General features: G+C 66.6%; 22 protein-coding genes. 13 read left to right on the forward strand and 9 right to left on the reverse strand.

Annotated elements, in window-relative coordinates; all coding sequences use genetic code 11:
* Window positions 1–124: 124 nt before the first annotated feature.
* The 3 genes from ACETK8_RS10850 to ACETK8_RS10860 all read left to right on the forward strand — a co-directional run bounded on the left by ACETK8_RS10850 (window position 125) and on the right by ACETK8_RS10860 (window position 4,440).
* On the forward strand, window positions 125–1,987 hold the full coding sequence (locus ACETK8_RS10850; protein ID WP_289648226.1) for a copper resistance system multicopper oxidase: 1,863 nt from the start codon (window positions 125–127) through the stop codon (window positions 1,985–1,987).
* A complete protein-coding gene (locus ACETK8_RS10855) occupies window positions 1,984–3,465 on the forward strand; it encodes a copper resistance protein B (protein WP_289648228.1) in 1,482 nt (493 codons plus the stop codon). Before ACETK8_RS10850 ends, ACETK8_RS10855 begins: the two co-directional genes overlap by 4 nt.
* 141 nt (window positions 3,466–3,606) lie before the next feature.
* Window positions 3,607–4,440 carry an HAD family hydrolase gene (locus tag ACETK8_RS10860; protein ID WP_289648229.1) on the forward strand — a complete coding sequence of 278 codons (834 nt, stop codon included), beginning with the start codon at window positions 3,607–3,609 and terminating at the stop codon, window positions 4,438–4,440.
* Window positions 4,441–4,579: 139 nt separating this feature from the next.
* Here ACETK8_RS10860 and ACETK8_RS10865 read toward each other — a convergent pair whose 3' ends face one another.
* A complete protein-coding gene (locus ACETK8_RS10865; protein WP_374035980.1) occupies window positions 4,580–4,801 on the reverse strand; it encodes a hypothetical protein in 222 nt (73 codons plus the stop codon).
* 480 nt (window positions 4,802–5,281) lie between these two features.
* Window positions 5,282–6,193 carry a phosphatase PAP2 family protein gene (locus ACETK8_RS10870; RefSeq protein WP_289648232.1) on the reverse strand — a complete coding sequence of 304 codons (912 nt, stop codon included), beginning with the start codon at window positions 6,191–6,193 and terminating at the stop codon, window positions 5,282–5,284.
* 533 nt (window positions 6,194–6,726) lie between these two features.
* Between ACETK8_RS10870 and ACETK8_RS10875 the strand changes: the two genes are divergently transcribed.
* The 4 genes from ACETK8_RS10875 (at window position 6,727) to ACETK8_RS10890 (ending at window position 9,239) form a co-directional block, all read left to right on the forward strand.
* On the forward strand, window positions 6,727–7,374 hold the full coding sequence (locus ACETK8_RS10875; RefSeq protein ID WP_349683356.1) for a DUF2231 domain-containing protein: 648 nt from the start codon (window positions 6,727–6,729) through the stop codon (window positions 7,372–7,374).
* Window positions 7,375–7,458: 84 nt separating this feature from the next.
* Entirely contained in the window at window positions 7,459–7,989 is a 531-nt protein-coding gene (locus ACETK8_RS10880; protein ID WP_289648235.1) for a YybH family protein, read from the forward strand.
* A 52-nt stretch (window positions 7,990–8,041) separates the two neighbouring features.
* A complete protein-coding gene (locus ACETK8_RS10885; protein WP_374035981.1) occupies window positions 8,042–8,506 on the forward strand; it encodes a DUF411 domain-containing protein in 465 nt (154 codons plus the stop codon).
* Between the two features lie 13 nt (window positions 8,507–8,519).
* A complete protein-coding gene (locus ACETK8_RS10890) occupies window positions 8,520–9,239 on the forward strand; it encodes a PepSY domain-containing protein (RefSeq protein WP_289648239.1) in 720 nt (239 codons plus the stop codon).
* Window positions 9,240–9,382: 143 nt separating this feature from the next.
* On the opposite strand, the gene ACETK8_RS10895 is transcribed toward ACETK8_RS10890, so the two are convergent.
* Window positions 9,383–10,654 (reverse strand): type II restriction endonuclease, encoded by a 1,272-nt coding sequence (locus tag ACETK8_RS10895; RefSeq protein WP_289648241.1) that lies wholly within the window; start codon window positions 10,652–10,654, stop codon window positions 9,383–9,385.
* Between the two features lie 440 nt (window positions 10,655–11,094).
* Between ACETK8_RS10895 and ACETK8_RS10900 the strand changes: the two genes are divergently transcribed.
* Window positions 11,095–11,775: a DUF305 domain-containing protein gene (locus ACETK8_RS10900; RefSeq protein ID WP_289648243.1), complete on the forward strand. Its 681-nt coding sequence runs from the start codon at window positions 11,095–11,097 to the stop codon at window positions 11,773–11,775.
* Window positions 11,776–11,962: 187 nt separating this feature from the next.
* Here the strand turns inward: ACETK8_RS10900 and ACETK8_RS10905 are convergent, their stop codons facing one another.
* The 6 genes from ACETK8_RS10905 to copC all read right to left on the reverse strand — a co-directional run bounded on the left by ACETK8_RS10905 (window position 11,963) and on the right by copC (window position 15,319).
* Window positions 11,963–12,373: a copper resistance CopC family protein gene (locus ACETK8_RS10905; RefSeq protein ID WP_349683362.1), complete on the reverse strand. Its 411-nt coding sequence runs from the start codon at window positions 12,371–12,373 to the stop codon at window positions 11,963–11,965.
* 178 nt (window positions 12,374–12,551) lie between these two features.
* Complete coding sequence (locus tag ACETK8_RS10910) at window positions 12,552–13,040, reverse strand: RNA polymerase sigma factor (protein ID WP_374035982.1); 489 nt, start codon at window positions 13,038–13,040, stop codon at window positions 12,552–12,554.
* Window positions 13,041–13,113: 73 nt separating this feature from the next.
* A complete protein-coding gene (locus ACETK8_RS10915; protein WP_374035983.1) occupies window positions 13,114–13,551 on the reverse strand; it encodes a Spy/CpxP family protein refolding chaperone in 438 nt (145 codons plus the stop codon).
* Window positions 13,551–13,832 carry a hypothetical protein gene (locus ACETK8_RS10920; protein WP_289648440.1) on the reverse strand — a complete coding sequence of 94 codons (282 nt, stop codon included), beginning with the start codon at window positions 13,830–13,832 and terminating at the stop codon, window positions 13,551–13,553. Before ACETK8_RS10920 ends, ACETK8_RS10915 begins: the two co-directional genes overlap by 1 nt.
* A gap of 183 nt (window positions 13,833–14,015) precedes the next feature.
* Complete coding sequence (gene copD, locus ACETK8_RS10925) at window positions 14,016–14,951, reverse strand: copper homeostasis membrane protein CopD (RefSeq protein ID WP_289648441.1); 936 nt, start codon at window positions 14,949–14,951, stop codon at window positions 14,016–14,018.
* A 5-nt stretch (window positions 14,952–14,956) separates the two neighbouring features.
* Window positions 14,957–15,319: a copper homeostasis periplasmic binding protein CopC gene (gene copC / locus ACETK8_RS10930; RefSeq protein ID WP_289648442.1), complete on the reverse strand. Its 363-nt coding sequence runs from the start codon at window positions 15,317–15,319 to the stop codon at window positions 14,957–14,959.
* A 181-nt stretch (window positions 15,320–15,500) separates the two neighbouring features.
* Between copC and ACETK8_RS10935 the strand changes: the two genes are divergently transcribed.
* The 5 genes from ACETK8_RS10935 (at window position 15,501) to ACETK8_RS10955 (ending at window position 22,410) form a co-directional block, all read left to right on the forward strand.
* Window positions 15,501–15,866, forward strand: coding sequence for a hypothetical protein (locus tag ACETK8_RS10935; protein WP_289648443.1), 366 nt, complete (start codon window positions 15,501–15,503; stop codon window positions 15,864–15,866).
* Window positions 15,867–16,281: 415 nt separating this feature from the next.
* A complete protein-coding gene (locus ACETK8_RS10940; RefSeq protein ID WP_374035984.1) occupies window positions 16,282–17,523 on the forward strand; it encodes a TolC family protein in 1,242 nt (413 codons plus the stop codon).
* Window positions 17,520–18,854 carry an efflux RND transporter periplasmic adaptor subunit gene (locus tag ACETK8_RS10945; RefSeq protein ID WP_289648445.1) on the forward strand — a complete coding sequence of 445 codons (1,335 nt, stop codon included), beginning with the start codon at window positions 17,520–17,522 and terminating at the stop codon, window positions 18,852–18,854. The genes ACETK8_RS10940 and ACETK8_RS10945 overlap by 4 nt, the downstream gene beginning before the upstream one ends.
* Complete coding sequence (locus ACETK8_RS10950) at window positions 18,851–22,003, forward strand: efflux RND transporter permease subunit (RefSeq protein ID WP_289648446.1); 3,153 nt, start codon at window positions 18,851–18,853, stop codon at window positions 22,001–22,003. Before ACETK8_RS10945 ends, ACETK8_RS10950 begins: the two co-directional genes overlap by 4 nt.
* On the forward strand, window positions 22,000–22,410 hold the full coding sequence (locus tag ACETK8_RS10955) for a copper-binding protein (protein ID WP_153921623.1): 411 nt from the start codon (window positions 22,000–22,002) through the stop codon (window positions 22,408–22,410). The genes ACETK8_RS10950 and ACETK8_RS10955 overlap by 4 nt, the downstream gene beginning before the upstream one ends.
* Window positions 22,411–22,439: the final 29 nt, after the last annotated feature.

Below are 22,439 nucleotides of genomic sequence, written 5' to 3' on the forward strand. Positions count from 1 at the left end.
GGAGACCTGAACCCGCTCGGACCCCGACTGCGGCACCCTGTCACGAGGGGCCGGGGTGGGGGATGCGTAAACCTTAGAGACGGGTCGCGCAGGCGATCCGCCAACGAACAACCAGGAGAACCGAATGACGCTCGATCGTCGAGCCCTTTTGCGCGGAGCGGCCGCTGGTGGCGGCGCGCTGGCTTTGTCGGGCCTGCTGCCAGCATGGGCTCAGACCGGCAGCCCGGGCCTGAGGTCGGATTTGCCGACCCTGACCGGACCGAACATTGATCTGACGATCGGCCACTCGCCCTTCACCGTCAATGGACGGACGGCGACCGCCACGACCATCAACGGCGTACTACCCGCGCCGGTGCTCAGGCTTCGGGAGGGTCAGAATGCCCGCCTGTCCGTGACCAACACGCTGGACGAAGACACCTCGATCCACTGGCACGGCCTGCTGCTGCCGTTCCAGATGGACGGCGTGCCAGGCGTCAGCTTTCCGGGGATCAAGCCGCGGGAGACCTTCGTCTATGAGTTTCCGATCATTCAGTCGGGGACCTTCTGGTACCACAGCCATTCCGGTTTGCAGGAAGCGCTGGGGCACTATGGCCCGATCGTCATCGATCCGGCCGGGGCGGATCCGGTCGGTTATGACCGGGAGCATGTGCTCGTCCTGTCGGACTGGAGCTTCATGAATCCCCACGACATCCTGCTGAAGCTCAAGCAGAGCCCCGGCTACTTCAACCGGCAGAGAACGACGCTCGCAGGCTTCCTGAACGGCAACGACCGCATGAGCCTCGAGGAACGGCGCATGTGGGGTGAGATGCGCATGGACCCGCGCGATATCCTGGACGTCAACGGCTCGACCTACACCTATCTGATCAACGGACACGGTCCGCAGGAGAACTGGACCGGCCTGTTCCGTCCGGGCGAGCGCGTGCGTCTGCGCGTCATCAACGCTTCGGCCATGTCGATTTTCAATGTCCGCATTCCGGGCCTGGCCATGACCGTGGTCAATGCCGACGGCGAGAACGTGCGGCCGGTCGAGACCGACGAGTTCCAGATTTCGGTCGCAGAGACCTATGACGTCATCGTCCGGCCGACCGAAGACCGGGCCTATACCATCGTGTCCGAGGCCATTGATCGGTCCGGCATGGGCCGGGCGACCCTGGCACCCCGTCTGGGCATGACCGCCGAGGTTCCGGCCCTGCGCGAGGTTCCCAACCTGACCATGAAGGACATGGGCATGGGCGGGATGGATCACGGCGCCATGGGGGGGCAGTCCATGGGCGGCATGAACCACGGCGCGATGGGCGGACAGCCCATGGCCGGGATGGATCACAGCACGATGCCTGGAATGGCGTCTGGCATGGCGGGCATGGCGGGTATGGCCCAGGGGTCGCAGCCGGGCGGGGGGATGTCCGGAATGGACATGAGCGGCATGAACATGCGCGATCCGGAAAACGCGCCGCCGGACATGGAGGTCGGCGTCGGCGTGGACTCTATCGCGATGGCTCCCACCAATCGCCTGGGAGAGCGCCCGACGGGCCTGGAGAACGTTCCCCATCGGGTTCTTGTCTATACCGACCTCGTGTCGCTTCAGCCCAATAAGGATCAGCGTCCGCCGTCCCGCAACATGGAGATCCACCTGACCGGCAATATGGAACGGTTCATGTGGAGTTTCGACGGCAAGAAGTTCAGCGACGGCGTCGAGCCGTTCCGGTTCGAGCTCAACGAGCGCGTGCGAGTGACCCTGGTCAACGACAGCATGATGGCTCACCCGATCCATCTGCACGGCCACTTCTTCGAGCTCGTTACGGGCGGCCCGGCGGGCCACCAACCGCTCAAACACACGGTCAATGTCCTGCCGGGCGCCAAGGTGAGCTTTGATCTCACGGCGGACAATCCAGGCGACTGGGCGTTCCATTGCCACATGCTGATGCACATGCACGCGGGGATGTTCAACGTCGTCACCGTGCGCCCCATGGATGGAGTCGCTTCGTGATCCGGACCGCTGTTGCCCTTGTTCCGCTGATGCTGGCGTCCGCGACGCCCGCCCTGGCCCAGTCCCACGCCGGCCATGCCTCCACGGCTCAGCCCACCCAGGCCGCGCCCCTCCCGCCGGGGTGTGTGCGCCGGGGTGCGCCGACCGCCGACGCCGCCCGCGTCGGCACAGCCGGCGCGCCGGTCTGTCCGACGGGGGCCGTGCCAGAGCGGATGGCGTCGCCCGATCCTCATGCCGGTCACGACATGTCGACCATGGGGCAGACCCAGCCCGCGCCGGCGATGCCGGCCGGTCACGACATGTCGACCATGCGGCAGACCCAGTCGACGCAAACCGATCCGCATGCCGGCCATGACATGTCGACCATGGGGCAGGCACAGCCCGCGCCGGCGACGACCGCCGGTCACGACATGTCGACGATGGGGCAGAACCAGCCGACGCCAACCGATCCGCATGCCGGCCATGACATGTCGACCATGGGGCAAACCCAGCCCGCGCCGGCGACGCCCGCCGGTCACGACATGTCGACGATGGGGCAGACCCAGCCGACACCAATCGATCCGCATGCCGGCCATGACATGTCGACCATGGGGCAGGCCCAGCCGGCACCGGCTATGCCGGCCGGTCACGACATGTCGACCATGGGGCAGATGCCGCCGGGCCACGACATGTCGGGTATGGCGATGCCGCCGGACGTTCCCACGAGCGCCAACAATCCCGGGCGTCCTCCCGAAACACCCCCGCCGCCCGGCGCGACGAGCGGGCCGGCTCATGCCGCCGATCGGTTGTTTGATCCGGCGGAGATGGCGGCGTCGCGCGAGCAGCTTCGCGTCGAGAACGGCGCCATACGGGCCAGTTCCGTCATCATCGATCAGCTGGAAGCGAGCTTCTCGGACGGCGAGGAGGCATATGGCTTCGACGTTCAGGGCTGGACGGGCGGAGACATCAATCGCTTCTGGTGGAAATCGGAAGGTGAGGGTGAGTTCGATGGCGGGCTGGAGGAGGCCGAGCTTCAGGCCCTCTACAGCCGCGCCATCAGACCCTTCTTCGATTTTCAGGCCGGCGTGCGCCAGACGTATCGCCCCGACGGAGGCGACCGGACCGATCTGGTTGTCGGTATCCAGGGGTTGGCGCCCTATTGGTTCGAAGTCGATGCCGCCGCCTTCCTGTCCACGAAGGGCGAGCTGACGGCCCGGGCCGAGGCGGAGTACGACCAGAGGATCACGCAGAAATGGATTCTGCAGCCCCGCGCCGAGGTGTTGCTTTCGGCCGAGGACATACCCGAGTTGTCGGTCGGATCGGGCCTGTCGTCACTCCAGGTGGGCGCGCGACTGCGCTACGAGATCCGCAAGGAGTTCGCACCCTATGTGGGCGTCGAGTGGACCAAGAGCTTCGGCAATACTGCGGACTTCCTGGAAGCCGAGGGGCGAAGTTCGGAGGATACCCGGCTGGTCGTGGGTATCCGGGCCTGGTTCTAGGCATAACCGCCGCGGAAGCTCTGGGTTGACGCATGTCATTCCTCAGGGCCGCGGGACAGGGAATCGGCGGGCGGACTGTGGCGCGTCCTGCCCGACCATCCCTCCGGCCGAGCGCGTGCAACAGGCGTGAGGGACTGGCGTGTGGCGGTTCAGACTAGAATCAAAGCGGTCGTCTTTGATCTCGATGACACGCTGATCTCGGCGTATCGTCGACCGGATCTGGTGTGGCGAGACGTCTGCCAGGCCTTCCGCCACGAATTAGGCGAGCTTGCGCCGGACAGGGTGGCGAGGGCGCTGACGGATGCGGGTCAGGCCTTTTGGGGGGATCCGGTCCGTCACGCGCTCGGTCGTGCCGACCCGCTGCGGGCCCGTCGCACGATCGCCGCGGCGGCGTTCTCAGCCCTGCGGCGAGACGGCGTCCGTGTCCCGGCCCCCGACGTCGCCGAGCGACTGGCCGACGCCTTCAGCGTGCGGCGCGATGACCAGATGCACCTCGAAGCCGGAGCCCTGGCTCTGCTCACGGACTTGCAGAAGGCCGGCTATCGGCTGGCGCTTTTGACCAACGGCGATCGTCTCCTGCAGCGTGCCAAGATCGAGCGGTTCGGTCTGGCCCCGCGGTTCCATCATGTCCAGATCGAAGGCGAGGCTGGCATAGGCAAACCCGAACCTGGTGCCTTCACCCGGGTATTCGCCGCTTTGGGCGTTGGAGCGGCCGAGGTCTGTGTCGTCGGCGACAGTGTCGAATGGGACATTCGCCCGGCGAAGGCTCTGGGCTGTTACACCATCCGGTACGATCCGGAGCCCGACGGAGACATCACCCCCACGGGCGGCGAGGCCGATTGGGTTGTTCAGGCCCTGGCGACCGTGTCCGTCCATCTGTCGGTCCAGGCCCAGGCGCGGTTCGCCTTCCAAAGTCATGCGAGCGTATCCTCTCGCGAGAAACGACCGACATCGAACATCATCGTCGAGGACTAGTCGCCATCGTCGCAATCGGGGCGTATCCGCGCCGCCGCCGAACCCGGCTCCCAGAGACGCGCATGTCTGTACCGCCGTACAGGCCGGTCCAGAGCTGCCTGGACCGGCCTTGTGTCAGCATGCAGTGTGCCTGCGTGCCCTACTCTTTGGGCGGCATGGTCATGCCGCCCATCTGGGACATGTCGTGATCGGCCATCGGATCGGCGGGCGGGGGTGCCGGGGCAGGCGTGGGCGCAGGCGCCGCCGGGGCCGGTCGGGGTGTCGAGGCTTTCGGGGCTGCTGCGGCCGCGGGCTCTGCACCCTGAGGCTCGGCGACGGGCTCGGGCGTGTCGGCAGGCGGAGGGGTCATCGGCATCGTCATGGCGTCGTCCGGCACCGCCTGGGCATCGACCGGTTCAGGTTCAGCGGCGGGTTGGCAGGCCCCCAGGGTAATGGCGGCAGCGGCAGCAAGGATCAGATATCTCACGTCAGAAGCCCCTGTCAGGAAGGTCGGCGATGGGGATCGACTCGGCACGCCTTCAATTGGATTACGCAGTCGTGCGAGACAGCCCTCGTTTCAGGCACCGATTCGACAGGGCCATGAATTCGCCCCGGGTGCTGCACACGCGTCGTCGACGATCCCCGCGGGGCCGGGACCGGGAGGTGCCCCTTGCTCCCAGAGCGATCCCGGACGAGCAAAGGCAGACTGCGAACATGACCACGCAGCCCGGTCTCCGGTCGTCAGGGAAGACAGGCCCAGAGACGTTAGGGGGACAACATCCAAAGGCCTGGCTTGCCCAGGAACGAGCGGATCCGCGTCGACTTGAATTTCTGTGCTGGGCCCAGGCGACCCGTCCAACATTCAAAGATCGTTCAAGCGTGGCTCAGCAGCATGTGATGCGCGAAGGCCCTGGCGGCCTGACCGGCCGGGCGGGGGCATTGCTCCCGCGAGCGGCGGAGCCTGGTCCGCTCGGGACTGGCCGTCTTTGGGGTGAGAAGCGCGACCCCCCTCGTTCGCCGTCAGCCGTAATGCAGAGGTGGAGATCGGGGCGACTGAGCCCAGGGGCTCAAGCCGCGCCAGCCGACTCAGGCCCGGACCCCCTCGGCCTCTCATCGACGTGGTTGCCTCGGGCAGACACCGCCACAAAAGTCCCAGCACCAGCGCGGTGAGGCTCCAGGACAGCAGGATGTCCGACAGAAAATGTCCGCCGAACGCCAGCCGGTTCATCGACAGGGCCACAGCGTAGGTGACGACCGGCCAGAGCGCCCATCGTCGCACCGAAGGCGGCAACAAGGCCGCCACCGCCACCATCCAGGCTGCCGACGACGCCTCGCCCGAGACGAAGGAGCAGTTGCCTGTGCACTGGTCGCTCATCCGCCAGACCGGGACATGGACCGCCTTTCCGCCCCAGATCTCCAGATGCACGGGTCGGGGGCGTCCCCACAGGCTCTTGAGCACGCCGTTCACCAGAAGCCCCGGCCCGACCGCCAAGCCGCTGATCAGGAACGCCGCCCGTCGCGCCTGAAGCGACCCGATCAGGCGCCCGGTCGCGGCCCGATGCGCCAGCACACCCAGGGCACCGGTCACCATTGTCCCCATCACCCAGATCGAACTGGCCCGCAGCGCCTTCAGCATAGGATCCCGCGACAGGGCGAAACCGTCTCCGGTCCGGTAAAACAGGCCCGTCACCGTCAGATCGATCCCGGGGAACGTCCAGAACACCAGGCTCAGGAGGAAGGTCGCGGCCAGGGACAGGAGCAGCGGATCGCTCAATCCTGTCTGGAATCGTCGGGCCGCTCCACGGGCCCCGCAGCAGCGTCGACGACAAGCGAACATCGGACGTGACACGCTCCTGCAAGGAGAGTCGGCTCTGGGAAGGGGCTGAACAGCTGTTCATCTCGATTTACGCGGTCGCCCCGATCAGCCCTCGTCCAGATGCGGGTTTTCGCGTCGTGCGATGACCTTGCCCGACCACCGCAGCAGCAGCCGAGCCCCGGCCTCGCCTTCAGGGCGATGCTGGTTGTCAGCCCAGACGCCCGCCAGCGGGAGTGAGCATCCGGTTCCGCGCGGCAGGCCTTCTATCGGCCAACCGAACAGGTGCGCAGGCCCGCTTCGAAACACAGGTGGGCCGTGCGCCACACGTGAGCGCGATCTCGCCTGACGATCGGATCGTCCGGGTCGCCTCGGGGTTCGTCGATCCAAGATGCCGATCCCTCGTTTGGATGACGCGCTCTGCTGGAAGGCGAGGGGATCGCCGCTCCCCTGCGTAGTTAGCTGAAGAGACCGGATGGGAGAGCGGTATGGTGATGCGTCGATTTTTGTCCGGGCTGGCTCTCGTGCTGGCGCTGGCCTTCACCGGGCCGGCGTTCGCCCACGAGGACCACGAAAAGGAGGCGGCTGCCCGCGCTGCCGCCACTGCGCCGGCGGGAGCCGTTCCGGAAGGCGGCATGATGGCCATGCCGGGCATGGGCCAGGATATGGACCACGGGGCCATGGCCGCGAGCGAGGGGCCCCGGCCCATGCCCCAGCGACTGTATCGCTGGCTCGGCGCCATGCATCCGGCGGCGGTGCACTTTCCCATCGCGCTGTTTCTGGTCGCGGCTCTGCTCGAGATCGCGGCGCTGGCGCTCCGCCGGCCCGTCCTGACCCAAGGCACACGCGTCATCATCGCCCTGGCGGCGATCTCCTCGATCTTCGCGGTGGCGCTGGGGTGGTTCGCCATGGGGCTTCCCGGCAAGGATGATGCCATCCACGCCTCCCACCGCTGGCTCGGCACCTCGATCGCCGTCCTGGGCCTGCTGAGCTGGTGGGCTAAGGAACACTGGGTTCGCCGACCGGGGCGTGGGCGCGAGCTGATCTACATCGGCCTATTGACGGCCACCGCAGGTGCCGTGATTGTCAACGGCCTGTTGGGCGGGATGCTGACCCACGGCGTGAGGCATCTGATGTTCTGATACGGCGTCAGCGTCCGGCGCTGGCCGCCTCCAGGGGCCGCGGAAGGCTTTTTTACATCCTCGATGAACAGGAGAATGATTCCCATGTCGTTTCGCTCGGCACTTGCCGGATCGGCGCTCGCCGCCGTCCTCCTGAGCTCGGCTCAGGCCCAGGTTCAGGCACCGGCCCATTCTCACGGCCCGGCGTCCACACACGCTGCCGGCGAGTCGCAGCCCGGCGACGAGGCACAGGTCCGGGCCGTGGTCAGCGCGTACAAGGATGCGATCGAGCGGATGGATGTCTCGCAGACACCCGCCCTGTTCTGGGCCGACTCCGACGTCTTCGAGAACGGGGGCGTGGAGGGCTCCTTCGCCTATTATCTGGAACACCATCTCGGACCCGAGTTCACGGATCTGGCCGGGTTCGACTTCCGGGACCATGAAACGAAGGTGGAGATCGACGGCGACACCGCCTTCGTCAGCGAGACCTACACCTATCACATCACCTTCAAGGACGGCACGCGCGAGGCCATCGAACGGCGCGGCGTGGCCACCAGTGTGCTTCGCAAGCGCGGCGGTGAGTGGCGGTTCGACATCTATCACTCCTCGGCACGACCGTTGCGTCGCGCCGGCTGACCCCGATCGCGATCGTCCCGGCGACAACCTTCACTGAGGCCCCATCGGATCCATGCTGAATTCTTTCTCACGTCGTAGATTTTTGGCTGCGGGAACCGCGGCACTCGCCCTGGCGGCCTGCGCCCCGGTCGCGCGCGCCTCGACGGAACTCGCCGTCTACAAGACCCCGACCTGCGGGTGCTGTACGGCCTGGGTGGATCACATGCGCGCCGCAGGCTTCGAGGCGCGGGTCACGGAACTTGCCGACCTCAGCGCGACCCGCCGCACTGAGGGCGTTCCTGACGCCTTGGCGTCCTGCCACACGGCCCTGATCGGCGGATACGTCCTTGAGGGTCATGTGCCGGCTGAGGATGTGCGCAGGCTTCTGGCCGAGCGACCAGACGCTTTGGGGCTCGCGGTGCCGGCGATGCCGCTGGGATCTCCGGGCATGGAAATGCCCGACGGTCGAAAGGATCCTTATGAGACCCTGCTGATCCTGAAAGGCGGTGGCACGCGCGTCTTCGCGCGTCACGGCTAGACGAGACGCGACCGTGAAGGTTCTTAAGCTTTCGACCCAGCTGCACAAATGGATCGCACTTGTCGTGGGGCTCCAGGTGTTGTTCTGGGTCGGCGGCGGCCTGGTGATGACGGCCATACCGATCGAGACGGTGCGCGGCGAACATCGGGCGGTGGAATTTCAGCCCGGTCCACTGGCCCTCGCCGCTCTTCCAGGCCCCGAAGAGATCGCTCGCCGCGCGGGCGTGATGCCTGTCCGGGCCGAATTGCGCACCACACCCCGCGGCCCGGTCTGGACCTTGATACCGGCGGCGGGCGAACCGGTCACCGTGTCCGCCGCCACGGGTCGGCCGTTCGGGCCGATGTCCGCCGGCGAGGCGTCGGAGTTCGCCCGGCGGGCCTACAGGGGCGAGGCGGACATCACGGAGGCTGTGCTTCTGACGACCGCCCCCGAAGAGACCGGCCGCACCGGTCCGTTGTGGCGGGTGGATTTCGCGGACCGGGAGAAAACGTCCCTGTACCTGTCGCCGGACACCGGCGAAGTCGTGACGCGGCGCTCGGGCGTGTGGCGGATTTTCGACTTCTTCTGGCGCCTGCACGTCATGGACTGGAACGACGGCGAGGACTTCAACCATCCCCTGATCATCATCACCACGGCCCTGACCCTGAGCATCGTCGTTTCAGGGTTCATTCTCCTATGGATACGGATCTCGCGGGATGTGAAGATGGGGCGCGCGACCCGCAGGACCCGTTGATCGCGGCGGCGATCCGACCCTCGTTCCCGGCCCGGCGATTCGTCATGACGGCGCATCTGAGCGGATCGCGAACGACTGCTGCGCCAAGACGCCCGGAGGCTTTGGCGAGCGCCGCGCGGATTCTCAGCCGGACGGGTGAGGTGTCAGATCAGCCGGTGTAAGATTTCCGCGAGCGCCCGGATATCGGTCCCGAAGCGGGCGATGGCCGCCCTGTGTTTCTCCAGTTCACTATACGGAAGATAACGCACATCGAGGTCTGCGATCCGGCTGAAGGCCGGTCGCTGCAACTGGGCGCGGACGTCACCCTCCCGACTGTCCGGTGCGACGAGAAACAGACCCGCGGACGTGTGGAGTTCACCGGACAGGGCGAGGTCGAGCATGCGTACGACCCCGGAATAGATGGTCGTGGAATGCTCGACTTCGAACGCCGCCGCCACACGATCCGAGCCGGCCTCGAGCCACAGCACATCGATCAAACGGAACGAGTCCGCACCCGCGCTTGCCGCCAAGGAAGGCGGGAGATCGTTCAGACAGCCCTCGCCGAGACGGCCACCCTCGAAACAGCGACCGCGATCATTGGCGGCGATCCATACGCGATAGCCGAGCGCTCGCCCCAGATCGCGCACCCAGGCCTGGATTTCGGTATGGGATCGGTCGGTTTCGCGCTGCTGCAGCGCTGTCCTCTCGAATTTCACGGCTTCGGCCCGGGCTTCGGCAAGCCGTTCCTGCCAGCCACGGTCGGAGAGAGCTTCACTGTCCAGCGGTGGCGCGGGGTATCGTCCGGACCCGATGTCGAACAGAAAGCCCGCGAGGGCACCCAGGTCGTTGGACAGCAGATCGCGATAGCGCGCGTTCAAGGCCAGGATGCCCTCGCGCATCGCCAGATAGTGCTCCCAGCTGCCCAGCTTCACCTTCGATCGGGTGATCGCGTTGTATCCGTTGACGATGGCCGTGTTGAACGGAGGGGCATGTGTCGGATGCAGAAAGTAGATCAGATTCGCGACGGCGGGCCCCAGACCCTTGATCTTGAGCTGGTCGATCGCGCGGATTGCGGACAAGATCTCGGCTGCCGTCGAACAACAGCTGCAGTGGTGCAGCAGGCGGCCGAAGGCACGCTGGTTGACGGGGTTCTCATAGATGTCGGGGATGCGGAGCTTGGGCTTCCACAGAAAGGCATGGTCTGCCCCCCTGAAGATCTGGCGTTGTTCGGCGACGGAATGAACGATCGTCTCGAGCGATGAGCCGCGGTAGGCGACGCCGAACCGGTCCGCTTCGATCTCTTCGACAACCTGACCGATGCCTCGCCGGATGGAGCGGAAATTCTTGAGCCGCTCATCCCACAGGAACCAGGTCTGATAGGTGGCCGAGGGGTCTTCGCGCCACTGGACGATAAGGTCTCGAAGTCGATCTGGCACGCCTAACCCTCAAGAATCTGGACCGTACCACAACTAGGCCGGTTGGAGCCGAAGCGCCACCGGATCGAGGCGGAGGAGCGCCGGTGGATCTCGGCCCGCCGCATGGACCTCTTGGCTGATCGACGTTGGCCTTGGGCGGCAAGATCACCGACAGGCCCGTTGGTTCGCATTCCTGATCCCGACGAGGGCGGGGATGAGCCGTGACCGTGATGCAGCAATTGCGCAGCTCGGTGGTCGATCCCTCACGGAGTTGAACGACGCTGGGGTAAATTTGATCACGGCGGAACCGTGGCGGCGGGTCTGGATTATGCTGGCTCGACGTCCCGCGTGGGCACGTCGGGAGAGCGGTGAGACCCGTTCCCCGCCGGCGTCTCGCTGGCCCCATTCATCGTCCGGCCGACCAACGATCTGCCGGCGAGCCCACGAAGCGGAGACTACCGATGTCTGACTCGATTGCGACACGCACTTTGCTGCTGGCGGTGGGCTGTTCGGCCATCGTCTTGTCGGCCTGTTCTCCGGCCGCTGAGCCGCAGGCTGCGCCCGAAGGCGATGCGTCGATGGCGGCGGCGGAGCAGCCCATGCCGATGGCGCAGACGCCTTTTTCGCCGGCCGAGATGAAGATGCATGAGGCCATGATGGCGGCGACCGGGGCGAGCGCGGATGAAACCTGGGCCCGGAAAACGATCCCCCACCACCAGGGTGCGCTCGATATGTCCGAGATCGTGCTGCGCGACACGCAGGACGCTGAGATCAGGCGTATGGCCCAGAAGACTATCGAGATGCAGACCCAGGATATCGCCGAGCTGCGGCGCTGGCTGGAGACCCAGGCCGGGGCCACATCCGACTCACCGTCTCCGACCGGTCAGGACATGCCGTTCGCGGCGGCCGAGTCTAAAATGAAAGACGCCATGATGGGCGCGACCGGGGGGAACACGGATCAGACCTGGGCTCGCAAGATGATCGCGCACCATCAGGGTGCCCTGGACATGGCTCGGGTGGTGCTCGAGCGGAGCCCGGGCGCCGAGATTGAGCAAATGGCGCAAAAAACGATCGAGATGCAGACAGCCGACATCGGCGAGTTGCAAACCTGGCTTCAATCCAATGGGGCCAATGCCGGCTGATCACGGATAGGGAGCAGACTGTGCGGCCGCTCAAATCAACCTCGGGCCCTATGCATCTCCGTCACCGGCCGGCTTGGTCCGTCATCTCGAACAGGTCTGATGCAAAAGCGCCGTGCGGCTGGGCCGCACGGCGCTCTTTCCACATCAGGCGTCTGGACCTCCCAGGGGGATCAGGAGGGCAGAGCCTTCAGTGCACCATGAAGCGAACGGTCCCGTTCATCTCATGGCCGTCGGACCCCGTCGCGGTCCAGGCGGCGGAATAGCTGCCGGGGGCGAGGGTGGGCAGGGGGGTGCTGACAGTCGTCTGAGGCGCTGTGCCCGCCGCGATCTGGACATCGACGGTTTCCGTCGCCGGCCCGGTCAGCTTCAGCGCCTTCAGGGTCATGGCGTGGGGGAAGGTGGCGGTGAAGGTCTTGGGCGCGGCGCTCAGCATCGCATTGTCGGCGGGAGTGGTGATGACGCCGGAAGCGGCGGCAGCCGGCATGGCGGCGTGCTCTTGTGCGGACATGCCGGCGTGCGGATTGCTCTGGGCCTGGGCCGCCGACGAAAGGGCGACTGCCGAGACGAGAGCCAGGCTGGCGATAATCAAACGGTTCATAACGGTCTCCTGAGACGCACCGGGAGGGGGAGCGGGTCCGGTGCCTATAATGATATACGCGCTCCGGCCCGATATTCCTCGTCGGCATGGCGAGCGATCCGGTTTCGCAAAGCTCAAGCCCACGGTCGCCTTCGTCGCGTGCGGGGTTGAAACGCGGTCGGGCGCGGACAGCGCGAGGTCACGCCTCCTTCAGCGCGTCGAACAATCTGCGGCGAGCCCGAGCGATACGCGTCTCCACCGCCTTGACCGAAATTCCGAGGATTTTGGCCGCGTCGGACTGGCTCCGGCCCTCGATTGCCGTGAGGAGAAGGGGAGCCTTGAGATGCGGTGCCAACAGATTGATCTCTTCATTCAGCCTGGCCAGCTTGCCGGCCATCTCGATCTGCTCGTCGGCAGGCTCGGTCCCATCCGTTACCGAGAGGGCCTCCGGGCTGGCAAGGTCAGTCGCGCCGTGAACGAGCCGGCGTACGAAGCGGCGACGGGACCAGTCCCGGCATTTGTTCAGAGCGATCGTCCGCAGCCAGGCTTCGAATGGGCGACTGGGATCATAGCGCCGCAGGCTCAGCCAGGCCGCGGCATAGCTTTCCTGCAGAAGGTCGTGTGCGTCCTGCTCGTCGCCCACATAACGGCGGATGAAGCGGAAGAGAGCGGACTTTGTCTGCCGCATCAGGTCGCTGAACGCCGCCCGGTCCCCGGCGGCGGCGCGAGCCGGCAGTCCCCAAGAGTGTCCATGCCGAGCCTTAGGACTCTGTCGGCGAAAGGGCTTCGACGATCCGGTCGTTGAAAACGGCGGCCTGCTCCGGTGTCAGGACCGATCGCATCTCGAACACATGCGCGATGGTCTCTTTCTGCAAGGCACCCATGGCGGCGTGGAAATGATCAACGGCGGCCTGGACCTGAGGGCCGTCGCCCTCGCCCTGCTCGATGGCCTGCGCCAGTTCCAGGTTGGCGGCACGGACCTCGCCCTCAAGCCCAGGGCGGATGGCGGCGAACCGCGCCTCGATCACGTCGATTTCGGCGTGTTGCGCCGCGGTCAGATCCAGCTCGTCGTGAACAATGTCGTGCAGGGAAGGGGGCTCACGGCGGTCCAGGACCCAGCTGGCCCCAATCCAGGTTCCCGCCGCGCTGGCGATGGCCGCCAGCACCGCCGTTAGCGCGATCGTGCGCCAGCCTTTCATCATGAGGCAGCATCCAGTCTCAACAGGGGAGACAGTCCGGCTTCGACAGTGAAGATCGACATCTCCGTCGGAACCCTGGGTGAAGCGACGGCACCCACGCCGCCCGCGGTGAGCCCTGCGACGAGGGCGACGGCCACCGCCCCGCCCCGTAGCTGCGCCATCAGTCTCTCCGTGCGCAAGGCGTCGACGCGTGTCCACACCTGCGACTCCAGTGCGTACAGTGGCCGGTCGACCGGCGTTGCGGCCAGCCGCGCGAGCAACTCATCCAGATCACGTGTCATTCTGAACTCTCCTCATGCCCCCATACCTCTACTACGCGCCAGCCGGCCCGCTCCCTCGTGCACAGCCTCAGCCGAGCGGCGCCTGAATAGCAGAAGAGCCGGCAGGGGACAGGGCTGCGGCGTCACATCACGTCGGCAGCAGACAGCGTGTCGCAGGCGCACCGGGTCGCTCGCCCGGAAGGACTACATCGCCATGTCCATCGCCGACACGGGAGCGAGCGTGCCCATGACGGCCACGACGGCGAGCAACGCCAGAGCGACGAAGGTTTCGACCCTGAGGCTGCGCTTCAGTCGGCCGATGGCCAGGCGCACATCATCCGGATCGTCGAGCGCATCGAGCAGATCAGGGGTCAATTGGAAGCGGTTCGAGGCCGCCAGAGCCAGCATCAGGCCAAACAGCAGCAACTTGAACAGCAGGAGCCATCCATAAGGCGTGGTCACAAGCCCGTCGATCCGGTCGATCCCGACCATGAACCAGCTGTTGACCAGGCCGCTCAGGATCAGGACCGCGACAGCGGCCGAGCCCACGCCTGCGAACCCGTGCAGCGCGCGGTGCAGGACTTGATCGGACCGGAAATCACCGGGACGGTGCCCTGCGGTCATGATCCACAGCGCCACCAGCGCGCCGAGCCACAGGGCCGCCGCCCAACTGTGCAGAATGGTGGACAGCAGGTGGGGGTAACGACCCGCGCCTTCCGTTGCCGCGCCATGGCCGGTCCAGGCGAAGCTCGCGCTCACCAACAGGCCGGCCAGGACGAGCAGCCCCCACTGAAACCGCGAGGGTCGACCCAGAAGCACGACGGTCAAGGCCGTCAGGCCCAGACCCACCCTCAACAGAAAGGCGGGGCCCAGGCTGGTGCCGGTGATCATGAAGCCCAGAGAAGCCGGCTTGAGACCTTCCGCGATCGATCCCGCCATGACGGAGGTCTGAGCCACAAGGGCCAGGGCCGACGCCACCGCGACGACGGCACAGGCCCCAATGAGCAGCCCTCTCGCCCAGCTCTGGGCGACGGCATCAGGTCCGCGCAGTCCGTAGAGCAGGAAAAGCGGCGTACCAAGCAGGATGACGGCACCGCCGTACTGCGCGAGGCGCAGACCGATCACCAGAAGGTCGAGCACGGGTCTTAGCGCACGGTGAAGGCAAAGTTTCCGGTCATGCGGTGACCATCCGCCGAAGCCGCACGCCAGTTCACCGTATAGGTTCCGGCGGACAGAGCGCGCGCTGTGCGGCCCGAGATCGTCTTGCCGTCGTCAGAGACGCTGGAGGTCACGGGGATTTTGGTGCCTGCGGCGCTGACGAGATCGAGGCCAGAGAAGGCCGGGGCGACACGTTCACTGAAGGTCACGGTAATCGCGCGCGTGGAGGCGACCGTGGCGCTGGCGGCCGGCGTGGAGGCGACGACACGCGCGTGGGCGTCGGCCTGGGTCGCGACCAGCAGCAGGGCTCCGGCCGCGCCGACCAGAGAAAGGAATTTGCGATTGGGCATCAAACAACTCCGTAAGTGACAGGTATCTTAGGGATATACGCTCGTTTGCGCCTGAACCCTCGCGCCCGAGGAAAAATTACACAATCCGACCCAGGCCGCCCAGGCCAGCGTCCGTCGAAAAGCGGCTGCGCAGGTGTCAATCTTGACTCGCCCCTATTCAAAGCGCGTATGGTCTCTCGCCATGTGGACCGCCATCCGCACACTTCTGCTCGCGCTCGCCCTGGCCGGTTTTATCGGCCAGGCGACCGCGCATGCCACTCCCATTCAGGTCTTTCAGGCGGCCGGGGTGATGGACGGCATGGAAGACTGCGCGGAGATGGCCGGGATGGCGGGGGTTCAGACCGACCGGCCCGGTAACCCTTGCGAAAACATGACGCCCGAATGCATCGCCAAGATTTGCTGTGCCGCCGTGGCGCCTCCGATCCTTTCGCGTCCGGCGATTCCGTGCGCCGTCTTCCGGCATCCGATCGTCTATTTGCGCCTTGACGTGTTTCGCGAAGGCGTCGGGCCCCCGCCGCTGGTCTTTCCCCCCAAACATCGGGCCTGATACGCAGCGGTCGCGCTGACGCACGCCTGGCCTCCGGGCGCGGGCGTGTCGCGCAGACTTGCGCAGATCAGCCCCAGCGTCGTGCCGCGCGTGGCAGGCGCTCTGATGTTTCACAGGAAAAATCCATGTCCAGCCCCGTCAAATCAGTGGTGAGCGCCACTGCGCTCGCCTTCGCCCTTCTTGCCTTTCCAGGCACCGCGTCTGCCCGTTCAAGCGATCCGGATTGCGTCAGGCGGGTCGCGCCCCCGTCCCCCAATCCTCACGATGTGTTTCGTCGCATCGTGTGTGTGCCCCGCGAACACACGGCCGGATCGTTCAAGGCGTGTCGCGATCATGGCCGCACCGTGCGCGGTCTTCCGAGGACACCCGAAGCCCCCTCCGACACCGTATCACCGCCTAGACAGGGGGCAGAAGGATGAGAACGATCGGAACGGTCGCGGCGCTCGCCGTGACACTGGGCGTCTGGACCGGATCGGTCCGGGCCGAGCCCCTGACCTTCGAAGGCGCCCTGGCCCGGGCCACATTCAACGCTCCGGCCCTGCAGGTCTCGGCGCTTGGGGTCGAGGCGGCCCGGAGCGAGGCGGTCGCCGCCGGTCAACTGCCGGACCCCCGCCTGAGCTTCGGGCTCGACGGGTTTCCCGTCACCGGTCCGGTGGCCGGTCAGTTCGGCGAGGATGATTTCACAATCCTCAGGCTCGGCATCGAACAGGATCTTCCCAGTCGGGCGCGGTGCCGGGCCGAACGGGCCGTCGCCGACGCCCGCATCGGGGAGGCGGGAGCCGAGGATGCCATCGTCCTCAGGGACGTCCGCATCGCCACGGGCCTGGCCTGGATCGATCTGTACTACGCCGATCGTCGGTTGGCGGCGCTGGACGAAGTCCTGACGTCTCTGGAGCCCCTGTGGCTGGCCGCGCCGTCCGGGGTGGCGTCAGGGGTCGATCGACCGGCCAATGCGCTCGGACCCGTCCAGCTCAGGGCGGCGCTTCAGGATCGACGGGCTCGGCTGGTCGCCGATGCCGAAACGGCGCAGGCGGAACTGGCGCGTTGGACCGGCGACGCCGCAGCCGTCGTCGAGGGCGCGCCACCGTCGTCGGGGCTGGACCCTGCGGGATTGCGGGCCGGGCTGGATCGGGTGCCGGGGTTGCGCGCCTACGCCGCCGCTGGTCGGCGGGCCGAAGCGGAGGTCGATCTGGCCCGTGCGGGGCGACGTCCCGACTGGTCGTTCAACGCCAGCTACGGCCGACGAGATCCGCGGTTCGGCGATCTGGTGTCGATCGGAGCGAGCGTGAGCCTGCCCCTGTTCCAGGGTCAAAGGCAGGCCCCGGTGATCGCGGCCCGCGCCGCCGACGCCCTGCGCGTCCGGCTCGAGCGGGAGGACGCGGCCCGGACGCTGGAGGCCGGCCTTCGCGCCGACCTGGCCGAACACGCCAGGGATCACGACCTCTGGCGCCGCGCGCGCGACGTGGTCCTGCCCAATGTGCTGCAGCGATCCGATCTGGAGACGGCCGCCTATGCCGCCGACCGGGTCGGACTGACCGAAGTGATCGAAGCCTTCACCGCCGTGGCCAATGCCCGGCTCGACACCCTGGATCGCGAGGCCGCGGTGATGCGTCATGTGGTCAACATCACCCTGACCTATGGGAACGACGACCGATGAACGCCCTTCGCAACAAACGCCTGGGCGTCGCCATGGGCGCGCTTCTTTTGGTCGGGGTCGGCGTCGGGGCAGGCATCGTCGTCGCTCCGCGCCTGGATGGGGCCGGCGGCGAGACCGCCGAGGGGGGAGGGGAGCGCGAGATCCTCTACTGGTACGATCCCATGGTTCCGAACGAACGATATCCGGGGCCTGGAAAATCGTCGATGAACATGGACACCATCCCCAAGTATGCCGATGAGGGGGGAAGTAGCGCCACCCCCGGCGTCCGGATCGATCCGGCGCTGGCCCAGAATCTCGGGGTCCGATATGCCACGGCCCGCCGTGGCGACCTGGAGGGCGATCTCAGCGCCACGGCGATCATAGGTTACAACGAACGCGACATCGCTGTGGTCCAGTCGCGCGCGGACGGCTTCGTCCAGCGCGTTTACAACCGCGCGCCGGGCGACGTGGTCGCCGCGGGCGCCCCTCTGGTCGATCTGCTCATTCCGTCCTGGGGCGGAGCCCAGACCGAATATCTCGCCGTGCGACGCACCGGCAATACGCCCCTGATCCAGGCGGCGCGGCAGCGACTGGTGCTGTTGGGCATGTCCGAGGGCGTAATCGCTTCTGTGGAACGCAGCGGGCGGGCGCGGAACACGATCACGATCTCTACGCCCATAGGCGGCGTGATCAAGACGCTGAGCGTACGCGCCGGCATGAGCGTCGCCCAGGGCATGACCCTGGCCGAGATCAACGGCCTGTCGACCGTCTGGGTCAACGCCGCCATCCCGGAGGCGCTCGCGAACCAGCTGAGAGCCGGGCAGTCCGTCGAGGTGGCCCTGGCCGCGTTCCCGGGCGAGCGGTTCACGGGTCGCCTGACCGCCCTGTTGCCGGAGCTCGTCGGCGACAGTCGCACGATCACCGCGCGGATCGAAATGGCCAATCGGGGAGGGCGTCTCAGGCCGGGCATGTTCGGCCGGATCACCTTCGGCGGCGGTTCGACTTCGGCTCTGCTCGTGCCGACCGAGGCGGTGATCCGGACCGGAGAACGTGACATCGTCATGCTCGCCCTGCCGGAGGGCCGCTATCAACCGGCCGAGGTCCGCATCGGACGGGAAGCCGGCGGACAGACCGAGATCCTCGCCGGTCTCAGGGAAGGCGAACGAATCGTCGCGTCGGGGCAGTTCCTGATCGATTCCGAAGCCAGCTTGTCAGGCGTCACGGCGCGGCCGATCGGCCAAGCTTCCGGACCCGCACGCGCCCCGGCGTCGCCGACGGCCGGCCGGCCCGCCGCCGCCCAGACGGGCGCATCCATGGCCGCGCCCGCGCCGCGCGAGAGGTCGGGGCAATGATCGCCGCGATCATACGCGCCTCGGTCAAGGGACGTTTTCTCGTCCTGATGGCCGCGCTCGCCCTGCTGGCCGCCGGCCTGTTTGCGGTTCGCAGCACGCCGGTCGACGCCCTGCCGGACCTGTCGGACGTACAGGTCATCATCCGCACCAGCTATCCGGGGCAGGCCCCCCAGATCGTCGAGAACCAGGTCACCTATCCTCTGGCGACCACCATGCTATCGGTGCCCGGCGCGCGAACGGTTCGGGGCTATTCCTTCTTTGGCGACAGCTTCGTCTATGTGCTGTTCGAGGATGGGACGGACCTCTACTGGGCCCGTTCCCGGGTCCTCGAATATCTGAGCCAGGTGCAGGCGCGGCTTCCCGCGACCGCCCAACCGGCACTTGGTCCGGACGCCACCGGCGTAGGCTGGGTTTATGAGTACGCCTTGGTCGACCGCAGTGGCCGAAACGATCTGGCCCAGTTGCGCAGTCTGCAGGACTGGTTCCTCCGCTATGAGCTGAAGACCGTGCCGGGTGTTGCCGAAGTCGCCAGTCTGGGCGGCATGGTGCGGCAATACCAGGTGGTGCTCGACCCCGTCAGGCTCGCGTCCTACGGCGTCACCCATCAGGTGGTGGTCGAAGCTCTCCAGCGCGCCAACGGCGAGACGGGCGGCTCAGTGCTGGAGCTTGCCGAGGCCGAATACATGGTGCGCGCCAACGGCTATCTGACCGAGCTCGACGACTTCCGGGCCGTGCCGCTCCGCACGGCGGCTGGAGGCGTGCCGATCAGCCTCGGGGACGTCGCGACCATCCAGATCGGCCCGGAGATGCGGCGCGGCATAGCGGAGCTGAATGGCGAAGGCGAGGTCGCCGGCGGCGTCGTCATCCTGCGATCCGGCGCAAACGCCCGCGCCACGATCGCGGCTGTCGCCGAGAAACTCCAGATGCTCAAAGCCGGATTGCCGCCGGGGGTCGAAGTGGTGACGACCTACGATCGCTCGCAGCTCATCGACCGGGCGATCGACAATTTGAGCGGCAAGTTGATCGAGGAGTTCATTGTTGTCGCCCTGGTCTGCGGCCTGTTCCTCTGGCACGCCCGGTCGGCGTTGGTCGCCATCCTGACCCTGCCGTTGGGCGTGCTGGCGGCCTTCCTGATCATGAATCTTCAGGGCGTGAACGCCAACATCATGTCGCTGGGCGGGATCGCCATCGCCATCGGGGCCATGGTCGACGCGGCAGTGGTCATGATCGAGAATGCCCACAAACACATCGAGCGATGGGAGCACGATCACCCCGACAAGAAGCTGGCGGGCGAGGAACGGTGGAAGGTCATCACTGAGGCGGCCGTGGAGGTCGGACCGGCGCTGTTCCTCAGTCTGCTGATCATCACCCTGTCGTTCATTCCGGTGTTCAGCCTCCAGGCCCAGGAGGGTCGGCTGTTCGCGCCGCTGGCCTTCACCAAGAGCTACGCCATGGCGGCCGCGGCGATCCTGTCGATCACCCTCGTGCCGGTTCTGATGGGCTATCTGATCCGGGGACGGATACCGGCCGAGCAGAGCAACCCGATCAACCGCTGGCTGACCCACATCTATCGGGGGCCGCTCGACTGGGTGCTGCGTCACCCAAGGAAAACTCTCTTGGTCGCCTTGCTGGTCTTCGCCACTACGGCCTGGCCTCTCAGCCGGCTCGGCGGCGAATTCATGCCGGCGATGGACGAGGGCGACCTGCTCTATATGCCTTCGGCCCAGCCGGGCCTCTCTGCGGCCAAGGCCGCGGAACTGCTGCAGCAGACCGACCGGATGATACGCACCGTGCCCGAAGTGGCGACCGTTTTCGGCAAGGCGGGCCGGGCCGAGACCGCCACGGATCCGGCTCCGCTGGAGATGTTCGAAACCACCATCCAGTTCAAGCCTCGCGATGACTGGCGGCCCGGCATGACCCCTGAGAAGCTGATCGAAGAGCTCGACCGCGCGGTTCAGGTTCCCGGACTGTCCAACGTCTGGGTCCCTCCCATCCGCAATCGCATCGACATGTTGGCGACGGGGATAAAGAGCCCGGTCGGCGTCAAGGTCTCCGGCGCCGACCTGGCCGCGATGGACCGTATCGCGGCCCAGGTGGCCGAGGTCTCCAGGACCGTGCCGGGCGTGACCTCGGCCCTGGCCGAACGCCTGACCGGCGGGCGCTATGTCGACATCGACATCGACCGGCGCGCGGCGGCCCGTTACGGCCTCAACATCGCCGATGTCCAGTCGATCGTCTCGGGCGCCGTCGGCGGGGAGACAATCGGCCAGACCGTGGAGGGGCTCGCCCGCTATCCGATCAGCGTCCGTTATCCGAGAGAGTTGCGCGACAGTCTGGAACAGCTCAGGGCCCTGCCGATCCTGACGCCGTCGGGTCAGCAGATCACCCTGGGCACGGTCGCCGATCTCCAGATCGCGGACGGCCCTCCGATGCTGAAGTCCGAGAACGGCAGGCTGACCACCTGGGTCTATGTTGATGTTCGGGGACGCGACCTGGCGTCCGTCGTCCCCGATCTGCGTCAGGCGGTCGCCAGCGAGGTCGATCTCACTCCGGGGGTCAGCATCGCCTACTCGGGCCAGTTCGAATATCTCGAACGGGCGGCGGAACGGCTCATGATCGTGGTTCCGGCGACGCTCGTGATCATCTTCATTCTACTCTATCTGACCTTCGGTCGCTTCGACGAAGCCCTGCTCATCATGGGCACCCTGCCGTTCGCCCTCACCGGCGGTTTGTGGCTGCTCTATCTGATGGACTTCGATCAGTCGGTCGCGACCGGCGTGGGCTTCATCGCCCTGGCTGGGCTGTCGGCCGAGTTCGGCGTGGTGATGCTGATCTATCTCAAACACGCGCTGAAGGATCGTGGCCCTGACCCCGACCGCCAGCAGGTCGAGGAGGCCGTTCGCGAAGGCGCCCTTCTGCGTGTCCGGCCCAAGGCGATGACGGTCGCCGTGATCCTGGCGGGTCTGTTCCCGATCCTGATCGGCCACGGCGCGGGGTCGGAAATCATGAGCCGGATCGCCGCCCCGGTCATCGGCGGCATGGTGACCGCCCCCCTCCTGTCGATGCTTGTCATCCCAGCCGGCTATCTCCTCCTGAGACGCCGGAAATCAGGTCCCACCCAAACCCCCTCCCAAGGAGCCACGCTATGAAAAACCTGTTCGAGAACTCACGCACGCTCGCCCTCCGTCTGAGCCTGTCCGCCGGGGCGGTCATCCTCCTGGCGGCCTGCAGTCAGCAGCCCGCGGCGGATACCGAAACACCTGTCGACGCCAACTCCGCCGCCGCCCCCGCGGCTGCGGAGATGGACGGCATGTCGACGGCGACAGCCGAGGAGAAGTCCGCAACCGCTCGCGGCGTGATTTCGGCCATCGACGCGCAGGGCGGTAAGATCACGATCGAGCATGAACCCATCGCCAGCCTTGGATGGCCCGCGATGACCATGGGCTTCGCGGCGTCGCCCGCGCTGATTGACCAGGCGAAGGTAGGCGACCGGGTCGAGTTCGATCTGGTCGTTGTCGGCAGCGCGGGTGAACTCAAGGCACTCCGGCCGCAGTAGCCGCCGCCTGATCCAGTCTGGCGCGGCAT

It is taken from the genome of Brevundimonas staleyi (assembly GCF_041893865.1).
GTDB classification, from domain to species: Bacteria; Pseudomonadota; Alphaproteobacteria; order Caulobacterales; family Caulobacteraceae; genus Brevundimonas; species Brevundimonas staleyi.